Annotated in this window: 18 protein-coding genes and 2 pseudogenes; 10 read left to right on the forward strand and 10 right to left on the reverse strand. The window is 68.1% G+C overall.

Translation table 11 applies throughout. The features are described 5' to 3' along the window. Positions 1-255 precede the first annotated feature (255 nt). Positions 256-1,068 (reverse strand): site-specific integrase, encoded by an 813-nt coding sequence (locus KBX63_RS23720; RefSeq protein ID WP_210914362.1) that lies wholly within the window; start codon positions 1,066-1,068, stop codon positions 256-258. 237 nt (positions 1,069-1,305) lie between these two features. On the opposite strand from KBX63_RS23720, the gene KBX63_RS23725 reads away from it, so the two are divergent. After that, positions 1,306-1,635, forward strand: a complete 330-nt coding sequence (locus KBX63_RS23725) for a hypothetical protein (protein ID WP_210914366.1) — start codon at positions 1,306-1,308, stop codon at positions 1,633-1,635. Positions 1,636-2,181: 546 nt separating this feature from the next. Here KBX63_RS23725 and KBX63_RS23730 read toward each other — a convergent pair. From KBX63_RS23730 to KBX63_RS23740, 3 genes are all read right to left on the reverse strand, one after another. Beyond that, positions 2,182-3,183, reverse strand: coding sequence for a hypothetical protein (locus KBX63_RS23730; RefSeq protein ID WP_210914370.1), 1,002 nt, complete (start codon positions 3,181-3,183; stop codon positions 2,182-2,184). 56 nt (positions 3,184-3,239) lie between these two features. Continuing rightward, on the reverse strand, positions 3,240-3,590 hold the full coding sequence (locus KBX63_RS23735; RefSeq protein ID WP_210914373.1) for a PadR family transcriptional regulator: 351 nt from the start codon (positions 3,588-3,590) through the stop codon (positions 3,240-3,242). 119 nt (positions 3,591-3,709) lie between these two features. Beyond that, on the reverse strand, positions 3,710-3,937 hold the full coding sequence (locus tag KBX63_RS23740) for a hypothetical protein (protein WP_210914374.1): 228 nt from the start codon (positions 3,935-3,937) through the stop codon (positions 3,710-3,712). Between the two features lie 140 nt (positions 3,938-4,077). Between KBX63_RS23740 and KBX63_RS23745 the strand changes: the two genes are divergently transcribed. Then, entirely contained in the window at positions 4,078-4,530 is a 453-nt protein-coding gene (locus KBX63_RS23745) for an RNA polymerase sigma factor (RefSeq protein WP_247662974.1), read from the forward strand. Then, positions 4,527-5,273, forward strand: coding sequence for a hypothetical protein (locus tag KBX63_RS23750; protein ID WP_210914375.1), 747 nt, complete (start codon positions 4,527-4,529; stop codon positions 5,271-5,273). Before KBX63_RS23745 ends, KBX63_RS23750 begins: the two co-directional genes overlap by 4 nt. A 115-nt stretch (positions 5,274-5,388) precedes the next feature. On the opposite strand, the gene KBX63_RS23755 is transcribed toward KBX63_RS23750, so the two are convergent. Then, entirely contained in the window at positions 5,389-6,276 is an 888-nt protein-coding gene (locus KBX63_RS23755) for a S1 family peptidase (protein WP_307871808.1), read from the reverse strand. An 830-nt stretch (positions 6,277-7,106) separates the two neighbouring features. Here KBX63_RS23755 and KBX63_RS23760 point away from each other — a divergent pair. The 4 genes from KBX63_RS23760 to KBX63_RS23775 all read left to right on the forward strand — a co-directional run bounded on the left by KBX63_RS23760 (position 7,107) and on the right by KBX63_RS23775 (position 11,763). Then, the gene (locus KBX63_RS23760; protein ID WP_210914377.1) at positions 7,107-7,925 is read left to right on the forward strand and encodes a hypothetical protein; all 819 of its coding nucleotides are present in this window, start codon (positions 7,107-7,109) and stop codon (positions 7,923-7,925) included. A 457-nt stretch (positions 7,926-8,382) separates the two neighbouring features. Then, a complete protein-coding gene (locus KBX63_RS23765; RefSeq protein WP_210914381.1) occupies positions 8,383-9,801 on the forward strand; it encodes a hypothetical protein in 1,419 nt (472 codons plus the stop codon). A 322-nt stretch (positions 9,802-10,123) separates the two neighbouring features. Beyond that, positions 10,124-11,062 carry a hypothetical protein gene (locus KBX63_RS35435; protein ID WP_247662961.1) on the forward strand — a complete coding sequence of 313 codons (939 nt, stop codon included), beginning with the start codon at positions 10,124-10,126 and terminating at the stop codon, positions 11,060-11,062. Between the two features lie 380 nt (positions 11,063-11,442). Continuing rightward, positions 11,443-11,763 (forward strand): STAS domain-containing protein, encoded by a 321-nt coding sequence (locus KBX63_RS23775; protein WP_210914382.1) that lies wholly within the window; start codon positions 11,443-11,445, stop codon positions 11,761-11,763. A 348-nt stretch (positions 11,764-12,111) separates the two neighbouring features. On the opposite strand, the pseudogene KBX63_RS23780 reads toward KBX63_RS23775, so the two are convergent. Then, positions 12,112-12,639, reverse strand: a pseudogene (locus KBX63_RS23780) (IS6 family transposase); the annotation flags it as partial. Between the two features lie 504 nt (positions 12,640-13,143). On the opposite strand from KBX63_RS23780, the gene KBX63_RS23785 reads away from it, so the two are divergent. After that, positions 13,144-13,590, forward strand: coding sequence for a hypothetical protein (locus KBX63_RS23785; protein WP_247662962.1), 447 nt, complete (start codon positions 13,144-13,146; stop codon positions 13,588-13,590). After that, entirely contained in the window at positions 13,583-14,611 is a 1,029-nt protein-coding gene (locus KBX63_RS23790) for a hypothetical protein (RefSeq protein ID WP_210914386.1), read from the forward strand. Before KBX63_RS23785 ends, KBX63_RS23790 begins: the two co-directional genes overlap by 8 nt. A 414-nt stretch (positions 14,612-15,025) precedes the next feature. On the opposite strand, the pseudogene KBX63_RS23795 reads toward KBX63_RS23790, so the two are convergent. From KBX63_RS23795 to KBX63_RS23810, 4 genes and pseudogenes are all read right to left on the reverse strand, one after another. Next, positions 15,026-16,259, reverse strand: a pseudogene (locus KBX63_RS23795) (IS3 family transposase). 363 nt (positions 16,260-16,622) lie between these two features. Next, on the reverse strand, positions 16,623-17,198 hold the full coding sequence (locus KBX63_RS23800; protein WP_210914569.1) for an NTP transferase domain-containing protein: 576 nt from the start codon (positions 17,196-17,198) through the stop codon (positions 16,623-16,625). A gap of 569 nt (positions 17,199-17,767) precedes the next feature. Then, positions 17,768-18,427, reverse strand: coding sequence for an isochorismatase family protein (locus KBX63_RS23805; protein ID WP_210914390.1), 660 nt, complete (start codon positions 18,425-18,427; stop codon positions 17,768-17,770). 4 nt (positions 18,428-18,431) lie between these two features. Further along, a complete protein-coding gene (locus KBX63_RS23810) occupies positions 18,432-19,394 on the reverse strand; it encodes an ABC transporter substrate-binding protein (RefSeq protein WP_210914392.1) in 963 nt (320 codons plus the stop codon). A gap of 281 nt (positions 19,395-19,675) precedes the next feature. Between KBX63_RS23810 and KBX63_RS23815 the strand changes: the two genes are divergently transcribed. Continuing rightward, positions 19,676-20,425, forward strand: a complete 750-nt coding sequence (locus KBX63_RS23815; protein WP_210914397.1) for an isochorismatase family protein — start codon at positions 19,676-19,678, stop codon at positions 20,423-20,425. Positions 20,426-20,664: the final 239 nt, after the last annotated feature.

Raw genomic sequence — 20,664 nt, forward strand, 5'->3', positions numbered from 1 at the left:
CGAGCGTATAAGCGGGCAGCCCGACTCCTTTACTCGGCTGGGTATGCTGATTGGCGACCTGGGAGAACGTGCTTGAGCACGCCGCTGGGGCCTTCAACTACTGGGGGTCAAGGGGTCGTCGGTTCGAATCCGGCCGTCCCGACAGAGTTTCGGCAGGTCAGAGGCCTTGATTCACTTCGGTGAGTCGGGGCCTTTGCCGTTTCGTCTCACAATTTCTCACGTACGCCGGTACTGCTGAATTCTCGGGCGCTCAAGTCACCCGAACAGCCCCGATTCGAGGTGCTCGGCAGCCACCTTGAGGTGGCTGCTGTCGGGGTGGACGTAGACCCGCTTGGCGAGCGTGCCGCCGTCGGCGTGGCCGGCCCAGGCAGCGAGGACGACGTCGGGCACTCCGGCGCCGGCGAGGTAGGTCAGGCAGGCGTGCCGGGCGTCGTACGGCCGGACCTTGCGTACTCCGACCTTTGCCATCAGCTCGTACACCCGGCGGCGGAGCCAGTCGGTGCGCTGCGGCTGGCCGAGTTCGTTGACCAGGACGTAGCCGCTGTCGACGTAGGCGTTACCGGCCTTGAGGCGTTCCCTCTTCTGCAGGGTGTGGAACGCCTTGAGCGCCTTCGTTACCGTCGCGGGCATCGGCAGGCCGCGTTTGCCAGCCGCCGATTTGGCTTCCTTCTCTTCAATCTCACCGTCGACGAGCGTCCGGGTGTTGTTCCCGGCCGCGATCGTGCCGGCCTCGAAGTCGACATCGGACCAACGCAGTCCGCACACCTCGGCCGGTCGGAGACCCATCAGCGACAGCAGGCAGGCGGCGTACGAACGTTCGCCCGTGATGCCGGTCAGGAACGCTTTCACCTCCTCCTGGGTCCAGGGCTTGCGCTCGGCCTGTGCCTCGGCTGCGGCCTTCGCTGCCGCTCTGGGGATGGCCACGAACGCTGCAACGTTGCGCACCACGAGCTGGCGGCGAACCGCCACGTTCAGCGCGGTCCGGAGCCGGCCGAGCGTCAGGCGCACTGACCGAACACCGAGCCCCGTTCCCTGCTTGCCGCCACGTTTCCGGCCCTCCGTCAGCATCCAGTCGATCAGAGCCTCGATGTCGGCCTCGGTGACGTCCTGGAGTGGCTTACTGCCAAGGCGGGCGCGGACCGACAGCAGCCCTGTCTGTCAGGCTGAGATGAGGCAGCCTTTCCGGTGAAGCTAGGCTTGCCGGGAGACAGGAAGAGGATCATCGTGACACTACCCAGTACGCCTGGTGAGCAGGGCGGACGGCCGAAGCGGCGGACGTTCACGGCGGAGTACAAACTGCGCATCGTGGCGGAGTACGACGCGGCGAAGGCCTCGGGTGAGGGCGCGGCGATCCTGCGCCGGGAGGGCCTGTATCACTCGCACATTCTGGAGTGGCGGGCCGCGCGGGACGCGGGGGCGTTGACCGCCTTGGGTAGCCGCAAGAGCCCGGTGAGTGAGAACCGGCGCCGCAGCGCGGAGGTGGCCGAGATCGAGCGGTTGCGGCGGCGTAACGAGCGTCTGGAAGCGGACCTGGCGCGGACGAAGACCGCGTTGGAGATCATGGGAAAAGCGCACGCGCTCTTGGAGACGTTGTCCGAGAGCGCGGACGACACGCCGCGGCCGCGCAGGCGCTGACCGCCGCGTTCGAGGAGTTGACGCCGGTGGTGGGTGTGGCCGGGGCGTGCCGGTTGACTGGCCGGTCCCGCGCCACTCACTACCGGCGCCAGCAGCCACCGGTGGTGTCGCGTCCGCTGCGGCCCAAGACACCTCCGCCGTCGATGCTGTCGGCGGCCGAACGTCAGTCCGTGCTGGATGTGACTCAACGCGTCCTCCGATGCTCGATCCACCTGGGTTGTCGAGCCGGGAGGGCAACGCTACTTCGAGCCGAGCAAACCCCTCTTGAGCCTCTCCCCGCCCTTGGGGCGACGCCCGGGCCGCGCAGGCCAAATGAGAGCCACACGACCAGCGTGGGCAGCCGAAAAGAGAGCGACAGCCCGGGCGCCTCGACCGCAGCCTGGCCGGGCGACGGTCGCAGGTCAATGAAACAAGTAGCCGAGAACAGTGCACTCGATCATGTTGATGAGCGTGCGCCGCAGCTCTACCACTGTGTCCGGGCCTCCGCTTGGGTGGTCGAGGCCGGTGTTGTTTGTCTTGCGGGCTGAGCTTCGGTCGTGCGGCGGACTACGCGGATGTCGAGGATGCGCCGCAGGTGGGGCAATGACCCGGTCCGGGCGGACGGCGGCCCGCGGACAGCTGGCCCCGTGCCACAAGGGCCAGCGGCAGCAGCATCGGTCCGATCATGGCCACCAGCACGGACGCGACGACCATGGATGACCACGCCGGAATCATGGCCCGGCCGGGGCCGGAGTCGTCAAGCACCGCGCCGAGCGGGTTCACCGCGAGCATCCCGATCGGCGTGAGCAGGATCAGCATCGCCCATGTGCCGCGGTAGTCGCGCCGGGCGGCTAGGCCGAGCGCGATCAGCAGCGCGCCGATCAGCAGCGTCACCGCAGCGGCGGGCAGGGCCGTTGCGGCGAGATCGTAGTAGCCGCTGATGAAATCCAAGGTGGGCGCGGTGCCGATGGCGATCGGCAGGATCGCCGCCGCAGCGGCGATCGGCATGAGCCGCACCCACCAGAGGCGCTGGCCCGCCGCACCGAGCGCGACGACACCGAGCACAATCTGGGGCAGCAGCACCGACAGCGGCGGGCGGGGCAATCCGGTCAGCGCCGCGGCCGGCACGATGAAGGCAGTCACCAGTACGGCCAGGCCGGCCGCCCAACGAAACCATCGGCCGCTCGCCGCGACATATACCACGGCGGCGAGCAACCAGGCCGCCCACGCCGCGACGGCGAGCGACAGAAACGGCCCGACCTGCAAAGACCAGGACGGTGTGGGGGCAAGCGCCTCGAGAATCGCCCACCCGGTCGCGCACGTGGTCGCCGTCGTCAGTGCGAGCAGGCCGGCGAGCCGGAAGCCGGGACCGAGGCCCCGTGCGGTCCGCAGGTGCTGGCTCAGCCCACCGGCCGCGAGGTCCGCGATGTCGGCCGGCGAGGGTCTCCTACGGTCGGGCGCGGCCAGGGACAGGTAGGTGTCCACCAGCTCCGAGCCACGCGTGCGCCGATAGTCGGCCGGATAGAACAGCGCCGTCCAGCGTGCGAAGCGCCGTTCGAGATCGGTCATCGCAGGGCGTCCTCGGTCATGCCCTTGCGGGCGGTCCGGCTGGCCTTCCGGCAAGCTCATGCGAATCCTCGGCTCGGGCGGGGCGCAGCCTTGACGGCGCGCAGCCGGGTGGTTGCCGCTTTGACGTTGCGGCGCATGCGTTCGGTCTCGGCGGCCAGCAGCTCGCCGCCCGGCTCGGTGAGCCGGTAGTAGCGGCGCAGCCGGCCGTCGACGATCTCCTCGTGGTCGACGGCCACCAGGCCCGCGTCGACCAGCCGGTCCAGCGCGCCGTAGAGCGTGCCGGGCCGCAGCGAGATGCGGCCGTCGGACAGCCGGGCCACCTCGGCGATCAGGCCGTAGCCGTGCATCGGCTCGCCGGCGAGGGCTGTGAGGATCAGGAAAGTGGGTTCACGCAGTGGGGTTTCCACGCGGCACAATATATCGGCTACGAAGGTATAAGGGAACATCGCCACCGGCTGCGACCGAACAGTCCTCGATCTGCGATCTGGCACACGCTTCTGCCGCCGACCGTGCGTCATGTGGACGACTACGCCGTCGTGGCTCGGGCATCGGCGGTGTGCTGCTGGTTTGCTGCGGTGCGCCGGACGACCTGGATACCGGCGGTCGTGGTGGTCACGAGTGCCACGGATGCGGCGACCAGCAGCAGGGTGGTCTCGGCCAGGACCGTGCGCATGTACTCGCCCCCGTTTGTGGTGGCGGACAGGTACTGCACGGCTGCGATCAGGTTGAGGGGTACGGCGACGATCGCGCTCATCCGCCACCACGCCACTGGCGCTGTGGGTGCGACCGGTGGTCCGGTGCGCCGGGCCCGGATGACCCAGTTGGCGACGCCAGCCCAGGCGGTAAGCAGCGTGAAACGTCGCGTCGGAGGCATGGCTGCAGATCGTCCGCGATCTGGGGTCGTTCCAGGGTGATTACGACGGTTTCCGTGGTTGGGCCGCGACGATCGCACGTCACCGCGCCATGGACCATCTCCGGCGCATGCGGCGCCGCCCCAGCATTCCGATGCCGTTGGAGGAGTTCAGCGACCTGGCCGACCAGGCGGATCCGGCGATGCAGGCAATGCAGTCGATGTCGACGGAGGCGGCGATCCGACTGATCGGCACCCTTCCCCGTGATCAGGCGGAGGCGGTGCTGCTGCGCGCGGTGATGGGGCTGGACGCCGCGATGGCGGGGCAGGTGTTGGGCAAGCGTTCGGGTGCCGTGCGTACCGCCGCCTACCGGGGGTTGCGCCGTCTCGCCGATCGCTTACGGCAGGCGGAGGTGGAACTGTCCGGGGGTGCGGCCGCGGTCGACGAGAGGGGTGTGACATCGGACGAGGCAGCGGCGCTGAGGAGCGTGAGATGAGTGCACACCGGCCCTACGGGGTGGACCGAGACACCGCGGAGCGACTGCTCGGCGGTGACATCGTCGATCCGCAGGCGGGCCCGAATGCCCTGGTCCGTTTCCTCACCGCGACCCGCGCCACGGCACAGCCGGGCGAATGGACGGGCGAGGAGGCGGCAATGGACGCCTTCCGGGCGGCTCATCTCGGCCTGGTCCTTCAACCACGGAGACGCTCAATGCTTGAGACCGCCCTCGCCAAACTGCTCACCCTGAAAGTCGCCGGTGCCGCAGCGGTGGCCGTCGTCGCTACCGGCGGCGTCGCCCTGGCCTCCGCGAACGGCGTAATGCCCAACCCGATGAACGACAACGCCACGGTCCGGCCCTCGCCGCACGCGACGGGCAAGCCGTCCGAGCAGGCGGGGAAGTCCTCGGCCGAGGAGAAGGGCGCCGCGTCCCCGTCGCCCTCGCTGGTCGGCCTGTGCCGCGCGTACAAGGCCGGCGCCGGCGACAACCCCGGCAAGGCGCTGGAGAACCCGGCGTTCACCGCGCTGATCACCACCGCCGGGGACAAAGAGAAGGTGGCTGCCTACTGCGACACCCTGCTCGCGCAGAAGGACGCCAAGAACGCCCCGAGCGCCCGGCCGACCAAGGCTCGCCCGTCCCACCCGGCCGGGAAGCCGGACACCGTTCCGACGAGCGTGCCCAGCAAGCCCGCTGGTGGCGCTCACCCGACTGCTGCACCGACCGCTCGCCCCACCTCCTGATCACTCCTTGCCGGGTCGGGTTACGGTGACTGGGCCGATCGACCGACGGAGCCGGTGACGGCAAAAGGGCTCCCGGCCACGGCCGGGAGCCCTTTGCATTCGCCTCGCTGGTGGATCAGTAGACGGTCACGCCGTACGCGTTGGCCGCTTCGCGTACGGGCTGGTAGAAGGTGGTGCCACCGGACTTGCAGTCGCCACTGCCGCCGGAGGTGATGCCGAGCGCCTTGGTGCCGTCGTAGAGCGGGCCGCCGGAGTCGCCGGGCTCAGCACAGACGGTGGTCTGGATCATGCCCCTCACGGTGCCGCCGCCCTTGCCGACATAGCGGACCGAGACGTTGAGCGCGGTGACCGTTCCGCTGTGGGTGCCGGTGGTCGACCCGGTGCGCTTGACCGATTCCCCGACAAACGCGTCCGCGACTGCATACCCGCCAGGGTGGGTGAGCGAGGCGTTGTCGTAGCGGACCAGCGCGTAGTCGTTGCCCGGGAAGCTGGAGCCGATGGTCGGGCCGATGAGAGTGGTGTGGCTGGAGTTGGTGTACCAGGTGTTGGCCACGTTCCCGCAATGCCCGGCCGTGAGGAAGTAGTAGGTGCTGCCGCTGACGACGTTGAAGCCGAGCGAGCAACGGTACTGGCCGCCGTAGATGGCGTCACCGGCGGACAGCAGCGGGGTGAAAACACCGGATGCGCGCTCGACCCGGATCGCACCGGCCTTGGCGGCGGCAGTCTGCTTGATCTTCGCGATCTCGGCGCGGGAGACGGTGTTGTCTGCGGTCACCACGACGCGGTTGGATGCGGCGTCAACGTGCCATGCGATGCCCTCGACGCCCGACCGTTGCACGGAGTCGTTGACTTCGGACAGCTGACTGGCGGAGTAGCCCTGAGGGGATGCCGACACGGCGGTCGGCAGGGCAAAGGCGGTGGTGGCGACCATGCCGACGGTTACGGCGATCAGTTGGGCGGCTCGGCCGATGTGACTGCAGGATGGGCTGCGCTTGATCCTCACTGTCTCCTCCTCAGGATTGATAGGACCAGATGGGTGATGGCCCCGTGAGTCGTCGTTGGGAGACGCGTTGCCGGGTCAGCCGATGTCGCCCTCCAGACAGACGCTTTCGCCAGTATCGGCGCGCATCAATCAGTTCGCAAGATGCAACTTTATGGACGGACGTGCAGGTGATGAAACCGCCGAGCCCGGACCGGTGCTGATCACGGACTCAAGGTTGTCTGATCAGACCGATCAACGGAGGGCAGGTGGCGGAAGGGTTCAGGCATCGCCCGGCACCGACCGACACGCATCGACAACCTGTGTCCGGCTCTCCCCGACGGGTTCATGCCCGCGACTAGCAGAGAGCCAGCAGCTGAGCGCTTGACATCAGTCCCTGACATCCACCAAGGCGGCCAAGGCGGACACGTTCGTACCGAACCCACCTCCGGCCCAGACCCAGTGGGCGTCACTGGACGCTGCGACTCTTTGTCGGACGCGCCATGTAAGCGAGGTGCCGACGGGCAGGGTCGTCATCGGGCCGAGTCAGCAGGAAGTCAGCGAGTGCTCTGCTACGCAACGAATGACGAACGAAAGGAGCGCCAAGAGCACTCGTCGATCACACACAGGACGACAACCATCGCCACCGTCTGGCGACCATGACCAGGCTCCCCCCGGCGGGGGTCGGGTGCGTGGGCCGCCAGGCCGAGGCCGAAGAAGCCGGGACGTCGCCCGAATGAAGGGATGCAGCGAGCCGAACAGCAGCCCAACCAGACCTGATCGGCGGCACGCGCGCCCCGCCTTCGATGGGAACATCAGGTACCTGTTGTTCGGCACGCGCGATCGGAGACATCTTGGTCGCACCACTTGTCATCCCGCTCGCCGCCCTGATTGCCGCTGGGGTCGGCGCAGCTGGCAAGGGCGTCACCGATCTGGTCCAGGCGAACATGACGGCGAAGGCGGCGCAGCGCGACCATGAGCTGGCAGTCAGCGCTGTTGAGGTCTGCCAGGGCCGTACGCACGAGTTTGCGGAGGACTACGGCAAGGATCAACTTCGCGCACAAGCCGAGACGATCGGCCGATTCGCCGCGTGGCTTGAGAAGAACGAGCACCTTGTTGAGCGGCTCGACCGCAAGGTCGTTGCGGGTGTCGAAGTTGCGGTGCCCTCATTGCCGAAGTTGAAGTTCGACGTCGAACAGGCGCGGACGGGGCTGACCGGCGGGTTCGGAGCTCTGGGTGCGGCGGCCAGCGCACAGGGCGCCGCCCTGTGGGGTGTGTCTGCTTTCGCGTCGGCGAGCACGGGCACTGCCATCAGTGGTCTCAGCGGTGCAGCTGCCACGAATGCGGCCCTCGCGTGGCTTGGGGGCGGATCGCTTGCGACGGGCGGCGGCGGCATGGCCGCGGGTGCGATCGTTCTGAACTTGATCATGATCGCTCCTGCAGCCTTCATCACGGGTATCACTGTCGGCATCCTCGGCAGCTCCTTTGAGACTTTCAGCTTGCCACCGAACTTCGCAGGGTCCTTGGCCTTCGCTTCCCTATCGACGAACACGAACTCCCCGTTCGACCCGATGACGTCGAGTCCTGACTTGCCCACGCCATGCAAGTGGATCGGAAGGTCCTGGCCGTTGGGGCCCTTGGCAACCCGGACACCGATCATCTTGGCGACGTAGTCCTCTCGCCGCATGGCGAGGTCGCTGGCGTCGTTGTTGTGCACCAGCACGCTGCGCTACATGACCCTGCGCCGCTCCGACCAGTCCACCCCTCTACCAGTAGGGCACCTGGGCGACGCACATCCGAACGGCCGTCACCACCTCGTTAGACGATCACGGGCAGACGCTGGCGCGCTACGCCGAACAGGACATGGGATACGCGCGCGACACGCTCGCCCAACCCACCGCGTACCAGGTCGTCGCCGCGCTGCTGCGGGACAACGTGGTCGCCGTGACCCGCCCCGACCGTCCGGCCGGCTGCCTGCGAGCCAGGGCGGCACCGCCTGCTCCACCCAGAACAGACCGGTCGCCGGGATCCTCGCCGCCAGCCGCCTGGCCGGCGAACGCGCCCTCGCCGGCCGGTTCACCCGCGCCGTCACCGAAAGCGACGTGACTTCCTAAGTATTCGGAGCACGCCATGGACCTGCGCGGCGCTGCCTTTCGGCTGGCAGCGGAGCTGGAGGGCGATGTGCAGATCAGGGAACCGGCCGCCTTGGCCGACCTGCTGCGCGCCACCACAATTGCTCTGTGTAAGTGCACTCTGGAGCTGATGGATGCCACCGCTGCTGCCGGCGAGGGCTCAGCGGTGGAAGCGCTGCGCAAATCTCTGGCAGGCCAGGACGAGTCCGCTCGGGCATTGGCGGAGGCAGCACAGGCGCTGTCCGCGCTGCCGGGCGCTGACCGTCGCCTCGGGCGCGCCAGGGTCAGGGTGGGCGGTGACATCGACACCCGGCGGTGTGTCAGAGGGCGTCTGGGCGGTCACTCCGGGCACAATCAGAGGCCTTGGGTGAACAAGGCGTTCCATCGGAGGTGCCTGTTGTTGCGGTGTCCAGGCCGGCTGGCTCGGTGGACGCTGCGGGGTGCTCTCCTGATTGGTGGAGTGGTCGGTCTTTGGGGCTTTCACGAGGCGGTTGCGGATGACGCTGCTCGGGCCGCCGAGCCCGCGGCCTCGTGCACCCTCGGCGGCCTGCTCAGCGGTGGCGGAACCCATATCGACAGCTCCCTGGGGTGCACGCCCTTCTCGCTCAACGGCCCTGGGATGGAGAGCGTGTCCGGCCGTGTCGGCGGTGAGAAAACGGTCCCAAGCCGGGGCCACCTGGCGGGCCTGGACGTACCAGTGCGAATGCCGGCGGGCCAGCGGTCGGCGGTTGTGCAGAGTGCGGTAGGCCAGGTGGGGGACCCGACGGTAGCCGCCGACGCCGAAGCGGCCGTCGAGGCAGTCGCCTCGGCGACGCGTCCGGTCGTGGGCCTGGCGTCGCCCGTCGTGGAGAAGATCGCCGAGACGGGCCTGCTGGAACCGGTCGGCACTGTCGTCGGGCCCGTGACCCAGCCGATCGTTGACGTACTACCGCCCGCTTTGGCCCCGGTGCTCGACCTGACTCAGCCGATCATCGGCTTACCCGCCGCGCCGTCGATGCCTCCCGCCGGCCCCGCCGTCGACGCACCGCCGTCGACGGATGAGGCACCGACGGTCGCAACGCCCATCGCGATCGTCCGCCCGCTCCCCCCGATGGCGGCGGTCCACCCGGTAGCCCCACAGGCGGCGCGGACGTCCGTGTCGGCAGGCGTTGACCCGCGGTCGCCGAATGCGGCCGGGACGGGTCAGGTGCAGACGAGTCAGGTGCAGTGGGCAGGCGACATGGTCCAGGCCCTCGGGTTGACTCGGGGCGCTCCCGCCAGCGCCGGCGGCCAGGGCTCCGGTGCGGGCGGCACCGGAATCCCGGCTGACGCTTCGCTGCGCGTATGGGCCCCGGCCCTGCAGCTTGTCGACGGTTACGTCACTGGTTGCGAGAAGCTCGCGGGCCGCTCTGGCCAGCCGGGCACCAGGCCCGCCTGAGCAGCCCTGACCATCCTCGCGCCAGCGGGGGCAGCCGCGACGACCATCCGCGCCACACGGGCGCCGTCATCGCCGCTGCCACCGGGGGTCCGGTCCCGCCTTCACAGCCCTGCGGAACCGCTTCTGCCCGTACCGCGCCTGACTGATCGGCACGGTTGGTGAAGAAGAAGCGGCATCTGCTGCCGGGCGTCATGACGTCCCAGAACTCTGCGCAGCCCGGCGACACCGCCATCGCTGACCAGCCGCATCCGCTACCCGGAGAAACCGCGTGATCAACACCCTGCCTGTCTGTCGCGCCCATTGGCGCGACATCCCCCACATCGTGGATCTTGTCGTCGGCCCGTTCGCCGACAGCACGATCGGCGCATGGCTCGTACCCGACGAGCACCGTCGGCGGGACATCCTCCGCGCCGTCGTCCGCGTCTGGACCGAACACGCGCTGCTGTTCGGCGAGGCCTATCTCCTGCAGGATCATTCCGCCGCCGCCGTGTGGCTGCACCGCTACGGTCCCATCTCACCGTCGACCGGGTACGGCGAGCGGCTCGCTGTCGCATGCGGCGAGTACGTGGACCGTTTCCTGCACCTCGACGACATTCTGCACACGCACCGACCCGAAGGCCCGCACCACCACCTGGCGTTCTTCACCGTCGCACCGAAGCCGTACCGGGTCAGGCGTGCCAGCACCCTGCTCGCCACCAGCAACGCTCGCATGGGCCAAGCGCTGCTGCCCACCTACACGGAGGTGACAACCCTCGCCGACCGGGACCTGTACGCACGGCACGGCTACGTCCCCCTCGCACCATTCACTCTCCCCGATGGCAGCACCACCTACCCCATGTGGCGCACCCCAAGGCAACGCCGGCCCCGCGGCCGCTCATCCACCCCACCCGCCCGACCGGACCAGCCCACCCCCGCCCTGAACGACCTCCCGATCCGACTCATCCTCGACGCCTCCGCCATTCTCGCGTTCACCGAGGGCTCGACCGCCGTGGGCGAAGCGATCACCAAGGTCGCCAACGAGGAGTCCCTCTTCGGGCTGCCGGTGATGTGTCTGGCCGAGGCAGCCCGATCAGTCATCGACACCGACCGGCTCGACCTCCTGGTCAACCATCGGGCCGCGGCGGTGCTGACCGTTGACCCGCTCCAGTGGAAGACCCTCGCCGCCACCCACCGCGCGGTCGGCCGGCTCGACACTGCGGGCGCTCTACTCGCGGCAGCGGGCAACGGCTGCACGGTGCTGTCCTGTCAGCCCGGGCAGTAGCGGGTCCGACCTAGGCAGGCGAACTGTTAGCTCCACGAGTGGCAGGGGTTCGTCCGTTCGCCGGGCAGCGGCTGCGACTACCGGCTGCGTAGGGATCGAAGCCAGTGTGCTGCTCGCCGGCTGTCGGGGGACTGCGCCGTCCTGACGGGCAGCCAAGGCCGGTGGACGGGGCTGTTCGACGAACCCCTCGAGTCACCGCAGCCTGGCCACAAAGGGCCCATATGAGCGCAGCCGTGGAGCGGGTGCAGCGATACCGATAAAGGGCCCAGCGCGGGCAGATCAGATCGGGGGCAAGGAGGTCCGTTTCCGTGGGTGGGCGTTATGGTTCCGAGAACATCGCAAGATCGGATATGGAATTCGCATGAAAGAACACGCGACCGGTGGGTAACTTCACGATCAGTACATCCCTTGCGGCGGACGGCACATCCACGATTCACGTGCGCGGTGATATCGATATCGCCGCTTCTAAAGACCTGAAGGCCGCGCTAATGAACGAGGTCAGGCGTCGCCGCCCACCCAGCCTGGTGGTCGACATGCTGCAGGTGACGTTCATGGACTCCACGGGCTTGGCGGCCCTCCTCAGCGCCCAGCGGGCCGCCCGAGGGCTGGGCACCTCACTGGTGGTGCGGGAAGTCAGCACTTTTATAGAAAGGCAGCTTCGAATGGCGGGAATTTACGAGGTGCTCACCGGCCACCGATAGTGACTTCCCGTCATACCGAGCTAATACTCCAGCCGCACTTTCAGGTTCGGAGTCTGCGCTGGTAGTGGCTGGTTCGAGCGCGGTATTGGTGGCGGCGTCGCCATCGGGACCATCGTCAGATACGATCTTGGTGGCGGATGATGGTGATCAGGTGTGCCAGGAGACGTCGAACCTCGCCGAGGGTGAGGGGAATGAGTCTGTCTCGTTCGGGATCTGCCCCCTTTGAGGCCGCAGCGGTGACGGCGAGGAACGCGTGGGCCCACATGGCCAGGGTGATGTGGCGGTACCAGGCGGGCGCCGTTGCGTTGTAAGACCGGCGGACGTGTTGAACCCGTGCTGGGTCCGCGGTCAGATCGCTTGGGCGAGTTCGGTGAACGCAGCGGCGACCCGCATTGTTGGCGGGGCGTCGACGGCGAGTTCGTAGTGGCCGTGTCGAAGGTTCTGCATGAAGGCGTGTCCGGCGATGATCACGTGTGCTGTCTGGTCCGTTCGTAGCCCGCGCATCGGTCTCAGCCGGTGTTTGAGCCGGCTGTGATCAGCCTCGATGGGATTGTTGGCGTACTGCTCGACGCGATGCCACGCCGACGGGATCAGCTCGTCGAGGACGGCGGGGTAGACCGCGGCGGCGTCGGTAACCACCTCGGTGGGCTTGACCTTCACCGTGGACAGCGCCCGGCGGAAGAACCTCCGCGCCGCGTCGGCGTCGCGGCGGGCCGAGACGAGCACGTCGATGACCTCTCCGTACTGGTCAACCGCCCGGTACACGTACCGCCAGACCCCGTTGACCTTGACGTACGTCTCGTCGACGTGCCACCTATCGCCCGGCGAGTGGCGGCAGAATCGAGCGGCGTCGGCCAGCAGAGACAAGATCGTCGATATGTATCTCGCCATGCAAGACGATCGCCAGAAAGCTGTTTGACAGGCTGGGTTAAGTGCCTCTTGCCCCTCGTCCCTTGTGGATGGTTGGCCGCTCCGTGGGTGCTCGTACGACGCGCGTGCCCTACGTCCCGCCCGGTCCGGCAAAGTCCCGGCCGGTCTCGTCGGGACCGGATCTCTGGTTCGACACCGAAGTCATCCTCCTGCTGTCGAACAACGGTGACGAGGACGTCGACTTCGAGGGGGTGTCCGGCTTCTCGCAGAAAACGGACTTCCCGGCCAAAAGAGGGACAAGAGACGTTACCTTGCACGGGTAGGCCGTAATGCCGATGGGCGGCACGGCACCCAACAGTCGAGAAAGCTGAGGTAACACCCGTGCGCATTGCCAGAACCTTGATCATCGGCGCTGCTGCTGCCGCCGTAGCGGTGGGGCTGGCGGCCGCGCCCGCAGCGGCGGCTCCATCAGACACCACCGCAGCGGAATTCGTCGTACAAGCCGGCACCTTGGATATCGACGCGCCAACGGCGGCGACCATCGGGGGAGCCGGCGGCGCGCCGGGCACCACGATCACCGGCCAGCTCGGCGACGTGGCGGTCAGCGACACCCGGGCCACGGGCGCCGACGCCTCCTGGACCGCCAGCGTGATCTCCACGGACTTCACCACCGGTACTGCGACCGCCACCGAGACGGTACTGGCCACTCAGATCGACTACTGGTCCGGGACGGCGACGGTGGGCCCTGCCGGCACGGGTACCTTCACTCCCGGCCAGGCGAACGCCGGTGCGGCGGCGGCGTTGGACAACACGACGGCGCTCACCGTGTTCACGCACACCGGTGGCACCGGGGTCAACTCGGTCAGCTGGAACCCGACGCTGGACGTCAACGTGCCAGCCGCGAACCAGTCGGGCACCTACGCCGGCACGGTGACCCATTCGGTGGCGGGTGCGTAGCCAGCTCGGCCGCCTAGCCCGTTGGGCCTCGCTGACGGTGCTGTGCCTCGCCGGCCTGGGCCTACCGGTTCAGGCCGGCGCGGCCGAACGGCAACCGGATGGAGGCGGCTTCGGAATCCAGTTGTTGGACGCACCGGTCAACCGCCGCTCGGACCCCCGCGCACACAGATCCATCGTGGATCATTTGCCGCCGGGCACGGTCATCGACCGGCGGATGCTGGTCGTGAACAAGTCCCCAAAGCGGCTGCGCGTGGAGATCTACCCGGGCGCCGCAACGCTCGACAAGGGAGAGTTCCACTACGGGGCCGGGCGCGCGGCGAATGAGTTGACGTCCTGGATCTCGGTAGACCGCAGCCAGGTGGACCTGGAGCCCGGCGGTGAGGCAAAGGTCAAGGTGACCATCACGGTCCCGCCGAACGCCTCGGCTGGCGAACGTTACGCCGTAATCTGGGCCTCGGTCCACTCAAGCCCGAATCCCACCGCCAACGTCGACAAAATCAACCGCGTCGGCATCCGGGCCTATCTCGACATCGGCCCAGGTGGCGAGCCTCGGTCCGACTTCAGTATCGGGAAGGTGCTCCCGGCGCGCGACAAGCAGGGCCAGCCCTCGGTCGCCGTTGACGTACACAACACGGGCGGCCGGGCCCTGGACATGACCGGCTCGGTAAGCCTCTCCGACGGGCCCGCCGGGATGCGCGCCGGCCCGTTCGAGGTGGCACGGGGGACTACTCTGGCGCCCGGCGAGCCCGGCTCGGTCTCCGTGGCGTTTCCCAAGGAACTGCCGAACGGTCCGTGGAAGATCGAGGTGAACCTCGAAAGTGGGATGGTGAAGCACACCGCAACCGGAAAGATCAGCTTTCCGGACCCCGGTCAGGTGGGCAAGCCCAGCATCGTGTTCGCCCGCCTGGGCGTGCCCTGGACGACGGCGGGCGCGTCGATGGGGGTGGGCCTGGTTATCATCGTCGGGCTCGCCCTGGTAGCCCGACACTCCCGCAAGAAGACGGCAACGCTGTCGGAGTGAACGGGGCTCCGGCCGCTCCGCACCGCCACCTGCGGCAAACCGCCCCTCACCTGCGTTCCAGGTGGCTGAGCGGCTCGCTCGGAAGGGCCGGCAAGTAGTCCCCGATGACTCTGTCGTGACGCCCACCCAAGCGATGGGTCGTCAGTCGGCAACCGACTCGTCGGCATCCTCCACGGCTGCCTCAAAACCACCACCCACTACAACCAGACAACCGCCTGGTCACACCGCACACAACCCGCCGCAGCTTGACACCTCAGCTCCTGGGGTGCCTGACAGCCCTGCGGCACACCTTCCCGCAGGCCCGATTTGACGGCCTCACTCGACGTCAGCGGGCGACCACCCCCGATTTTCACGCACGGCCCGTCATTGGTCAGCGATGGGGAGTGTCAAGCCCCGGGTTTGATGGAGAGTTGGTTAGCTGGTTTTCAGGGGTGCGGTGAGCGGGTGGGTCATCGCGTGTAGTGCCTCGTGTTCGGCGGGTGGGACGTGTCCGAGCTCGCCGTGCAGCCGGCGGTTGTTGTACCAGTCGATGTACTCGACGGTGGCCATCTCCAGGTCGTCGAGCCCGCGCCACGGGCCTCGGTTGCGGACGAGTTCGGCCTTGTACAGGGAGTTGAACGCCTCGGCCATCGCGTTGTCGTACGAGTCGCCCTTGGAACCGACCGAGGCGACGGCGCCGGCCTCGGCCAGCCGCTGGCTGTAGCGAATCGCTCGACCTGGACTCCCCTGTCCGAGTGATGGACCAGTCCGCCCAGGTCAGCGCCTTGATTCTCGCGGCGCCAGATCGCCATCTTCAACGCGTCGAGTGCCAGATCCGTGTAGAGCGACGTCGACACCTGCCAGCCGACGATCATGCGTGAGTACACGTCGAGGATGAACGCGGCGTACACCCAGCCCACACTCGTGCGCACGTAGGTCAGGTCAGCGACCCACAGCTGATTCGGGCCGGCCGCCGTGAAGTCCCGTTTGACCAGGTCAGCGGGTCGGCTGGTCTCGGCAGCCGGCCGGGTCGTGCGCGGCGACTTGTCACGCAGCAGCCCGCGCAGCCCGGACTCGCGCATCAGCCGCTCGACCGTGCACCGAGCCACCGGCACCCCTTGGCGGTGCAGCTCGTGCCAGACCTTGCGGGCGCCGTAGACGCCGTAGTTGGCCGCGTGGATCCGCTCGATCACCGCGGTCAGCTCCTCATCCCGCCGTGAGCGGGCGCTGGCGGGGCGGGTCTTGGCGGCGTAGTAGGTCGACGGTGCGATCTGCGCTGGCGTATCTTCGAGCGCCTGCAGGACCGGCTGGACACCGTGTTCGGCCTTCTGGGAGTCGACGAAGTCGACCTTCATCGCGACGGACGGTCCAGCTCCGCCGCGAAGAAACTCGCCGCGGACTTCAGGATCTGGTTGGCCCGCCGCAGCTCACGCACTTCCCGTTCCAGTGCGGCGAGGCGTTCGGCGTCGCTGCTGGTGGTGCCCGGACGGTCACCGGCGTCGGTCTCGGCCTTCTTCACCCAGGTGCGCAACGCCTCGGGATGGACTCCGAGCTGGCCCGCGATCCGGCGGATCGCTCCGACCGCGCTGGCCGGATCCCGCCGGGCCTCGACCGCCAACCGGGTCGCACGCTCACGCAACTCATCGTTGTACTTCTTCGGTGCGGGCATCGCTGATGTTCCTCCCAGGTTTCGATGTCTCCATCAAACCCGGTGCGGAACAGAGCGTTGCCCTCTGTGTCAGCCTTGGGGAAGCCAGGTTAGCCTGCTGAAACTTTGACCCGTGAGGGCGTGCAAGGAGAATCATCTCCGTGACATCGGACCATCCGGACCTGACCCTGACGTGGTGGCCAAGCCCCGGTCCAGGACGTACACCGATGCCCGACGTTGAGTTGCCAGGGACACCCGGTCCGCCGGCATCCCTACTGCCGCCGAGGGTTGTTGGGTCCCGCCATCAGGCGGGCCACTGCACGTCAAGCCATGCTGTCGCCGGTCACCATCCGGGCGGGGCGAACGCGGCGGGCGGATGTGCGGTCAGGGTTCGCGGGTGTCCGCAGGTATGTCGATGTCGCCATCGTCGGCCACGTCGAGGCACGGCACGACCTGCACCTCGGCTGCGTGCCGCCGTAGGTACGGGCGCGCACCGACGTCGCCGACGGCCGTTTGGGCGATGCCAGGCCAGTGCGAGCGGCCGAGCAGCACGGGGTGACCTCGCCGCTCGTCATAGCCAGCCATGGCGAGCGCCTCCGCGTCGGCGAGCGAGCCGACGCGTCGGACCGCGGCCGCCGTCACGCCCGGCATGTCGACGAGCATGACGACCGCGGCGCTCGCATCGGTTGCGGTGAGTGCCGCAAACCCGGCCCGCAATGACGAGCCCATGCCGATCTCCCAGTCGGGGTTGTCCACGGCAACCGCTCCGCCCAGGTCGGCGACCGCCCGGATGTCGGCCGCCGCCGCCCCGAGCACCACCACCACTGGCGTACAGCCTGCCGCGACGGCTACCCCGATCGCCCTTTCGACCAGCAGCCGGCCCTGGTGGCGAACCAGCGCCTTGGGCATGCCAAAACGGCGGCCGGCCCCCGCCGCGAGGACCAACCCGGCGACGCGCATTGGCATACCGACAACGCTATCGCCACGGCCACTGCTTTCGCTAGGTAGCCTCGGGTGGCTGAGCCGCGCCATAGTGGGGTATCGCCGCACGTCGCCGAAGCACTCCTAACTGCCCTCTGACTGCGCAGGCGGCGAGGAAGCTTGTCATGGACCTCGAGGACGCCCCAGTTGCCGGGTGCGGTTCGTGTGGGACCGGGACGGAAGTTCCGGGCATGCACGTCGTTTTGAGCGGCGTCGGATGCCGCGAATGAAGTCGGTCATGGAACGGTGGGTGCAGCCGTGTCGGCGCGAACTGCTGGACCGCAGCTTGATCTGGAACCGGCGGCACCTGCTCCACGCCCTGCGCGAGTTCGAACAGTTCTACAACGGGCACCGCCTGCACCAGGGCATTTGCGACCGCGCGCGCTTTACCCGTTGCCTCCGCCGGTCGCCGATCCGGACAGGTTGGCTCGCCGCGATATACGAAGACGCCAACGCCTCGGCGGCATCCTCAACGAGTACCGGCATGCCGCGTGTAATGCATGGACGAGGTCTTCGGCAAGAGGCAGCGGCGCTGGTCCTTCCCCCTGCTAGGTACGGGACGGTTGCCCGCTCCGGAGTTCCAGTGACTTGATGATTTGCCCGGAGGGGGCCACGTCGGCGTACTTGGTCCGCATGTCGAAGAGGTTGGCCAGGTGTGGGGCCTCGTCCCGGTCGGCACAGCAGTCCTCTGCCACGACGACGCGGTAGCCGTACTGCATCCCGTCGACGACGGTCGCCCGTACGCAGCCGCTGGTGGTGCAGCCGGTGACGATCAGCGAGTCGACGCGCGCGGCCGCCAGCATCGAGTGCAGGGACGTGCCGAAGAACGCGGACGCGTACTGCTTGAGGATGACGACCTCGGCATCCGACGGGGCCACCCGCGGGTCGACCTGCACGGCTGGCGTGTTCCGCCGGAGGGCATCCAGCCGGGGATACTTGAGCGGCCACACCCCGGCGTCGGCGAGGTCCGGCCGGTAGCCCACCACCGTGTACCAGACCGGCACGTCCGCGGTCCGTGCCGCGGCAAGAAGCTCTACGGTGGCCTCGATCGCCGCGGACATGTCACCGCCGATGGGGCTGGCCGGATCGGTGAAGCCGAGCTGGAAATCCACTACGAGCAGCGCCGGACGCTCGCCCAGTCCGATCTCCTGCCCGAGGTCCTGGCTCGCGTAGAGGGCCTCGGCCCTCGTGTAGTCGAGGTGCATCATCGGCTCACTTTGCCTGGTACGCCAGCTTGCTTACGTCCACGTCGCCGTTGAACAGGCCCAGCTCTTTCATCGCGTCCAGCCACCGCTTGACGTCGTCGGGGCGCACGGACGGGTCGTAGAGCGGCAGCTCGAACGACTTGGCGACTTCCTGCGGCAGCTTCGTGTACTTCTGCAGGACCTGGCGCGCCTCCGCGTCGTGCTCATTGATGTACGTGGTGGCGTCCTGGAGGCACCTCTGGTACGCCTGCACGGCGCTGGAGTGCGACTCGGCCCACTCGCGGTTGGCGCCCCACCAGATCACGCTGATCTCGTCGCCGAGAGACGAGAACGGGGTGCCGATGTTCCGGCCGCCCTTCGCCTTGATGGCCGCGTTGAACGGCCGTACGGTCTCCACCGCGTCGACCCGTCCGGCCGCCAGCTGGTCGGCCTGGCTCGGGCCGTCCACCTGGACGATCTGAACGGAGCTCGGGTCGACGCCCGCTTGCTTGAGCAGCCGCAGGGTGGCGTAGTGCAGGGTGCCGACCTCGGTGAGCACTCCGATCTTCTTGCCGGCGAGGTCGCTCACGTTGCGGATCGGGGACTTGTCCTGCACGAACAGGTAGCTGTTCGCGTTGTCCTTCGTGTCGGTCGAGGAGCCGGCGATCTCCGTGACGGGGATGCCCTGCGCGGTCGCGGTGATGGCCTGGACCGGCGTGGTGAAGATGATGTCGAAGTTCTTGCCGACGGCCGGCGGCAGCGTGCCGACGTTCTCGATCTTGGTGAAGTTAATCTTCAGGTTCTGCTTGTCGCACAGGTTCTTCTCGACCGCGACCCACAGCGGCAGAGCGCTGCTGTTCGAATTGCTGGCAACCCGCAGCGTGGTCTTGCTCCCGCTGCTGCCGGAGCCGCCGTCGGTCGATCCTCCGCAACCCGCGGCCATAAGGGTGAACGCGGCCGTCCCCGCCAAGAACCAGCTCTTCGATCGCACGGGCCCCTCTTTCGATCGTGTGCGGCGGACGCCTCGGGTGGAGGGGTGCCGGTCGCTAATTGACCTCTCTGCGAGGCATGGTGTCCATTTCGCAGGACAGTAGCCACCTCCATGGCGGCCGTCAACGCGTCACGCCGGTCGAGTGTCTGGACCTTGACTGCCGCCGGTGGATCGCCCTATTGTCCCGCTGACAAAACATCCTGTCCTCGTCGCGAGTCAACTATCGCGCCGTGCGGCGCGTGGTCTTTCGTGGACGCGTGGGTGAGACGAAGGGGCTTCGCATGCGCCCGTGGGATCGCTTCCTGACCGACAGTGACCGGGACATCTTCGACCGCTCGGGCTTCGGCGGCTCGGTCGGCTTCGGCGCCCGCCCGGTTCTTCTCGTCGTCGACATCAACTACAACTTCTGCGGTGAGTACCGGCTGCCACTGCGGGAGTCGGTCGACCGCTGGCCCAGCAGTTGCGGGCCGCAGGCGTGGGATGCTGTGGAGCGGACGAAGACCCTGCTCGCGGCGGCGCGCGCGGCGGCCGTGCCGGTCTTTTTCAGTAGCGGCTTCCGCGAGGGGTCGACCTTCTTCGACCGGGGCCGCTGGAACGACAAGAGTCCGCGGTCCCGCGAGCAACAGGCCAATCCGCGCGGCAACGACATCGTCGACGCCTTGGCCCCGCTGTCGCACGAGATCGTGGTGCGCAAGGGGCGGCCCAGCGCCTTCTTCGGCACGATGCTCGCCTCGTACCTCGTGGACCTCGGGGCCGACACGCTGGTCGTTTGCGGTACCACCACGAGCGGGTGCGTACGGGCGACGGTCACCGACGCCTTCTCGCTCAACTACCGGGTGGTCGTGGTCGAGGAGTGCACGTTCGACCGCGGCGAGGCGTCGCACGCGATGTCGCTGTTCGACCTGCACCAGAAGTACGCGGACGTGCGGTCGCTCGCCGACACGGCGGCTCACTTCGCCGGGCTCCCGCGCGACCTGTACGCGAACACGTTGCTCGGCGGCGAGATGGCCGCCGGGTCCGACCGCAACTGAGTGGGCTTAGCGCCCGGCGGAGGACGCCCGGGCCGCCCGCGCCGCCTGGGTCTCCTCAGCGGTCTCCGGCGGTTCTGGCGTCGGTGAGGCCGGGATGTCGCTGCTCGAGTGCTCCTCGACCGATCGGACACCGCCAGGTCCGGCTCTGGGTGGTTGGAATTCATGGCTTTTTAGTACCCGGCTGGCGGCCGTCCGCTCACTGCGTACGGGTGAGTCGGCGCAGTGCCTTCCAGCGGCCT

This window comes from Micromonospora sp. U21, from assembly GCF_018070045.1.
Lineage (GTDB): Bacteria > Actinomycetota > Actinomycetes > Mycobacteriales > Micromonosporaceae > Micromonospora.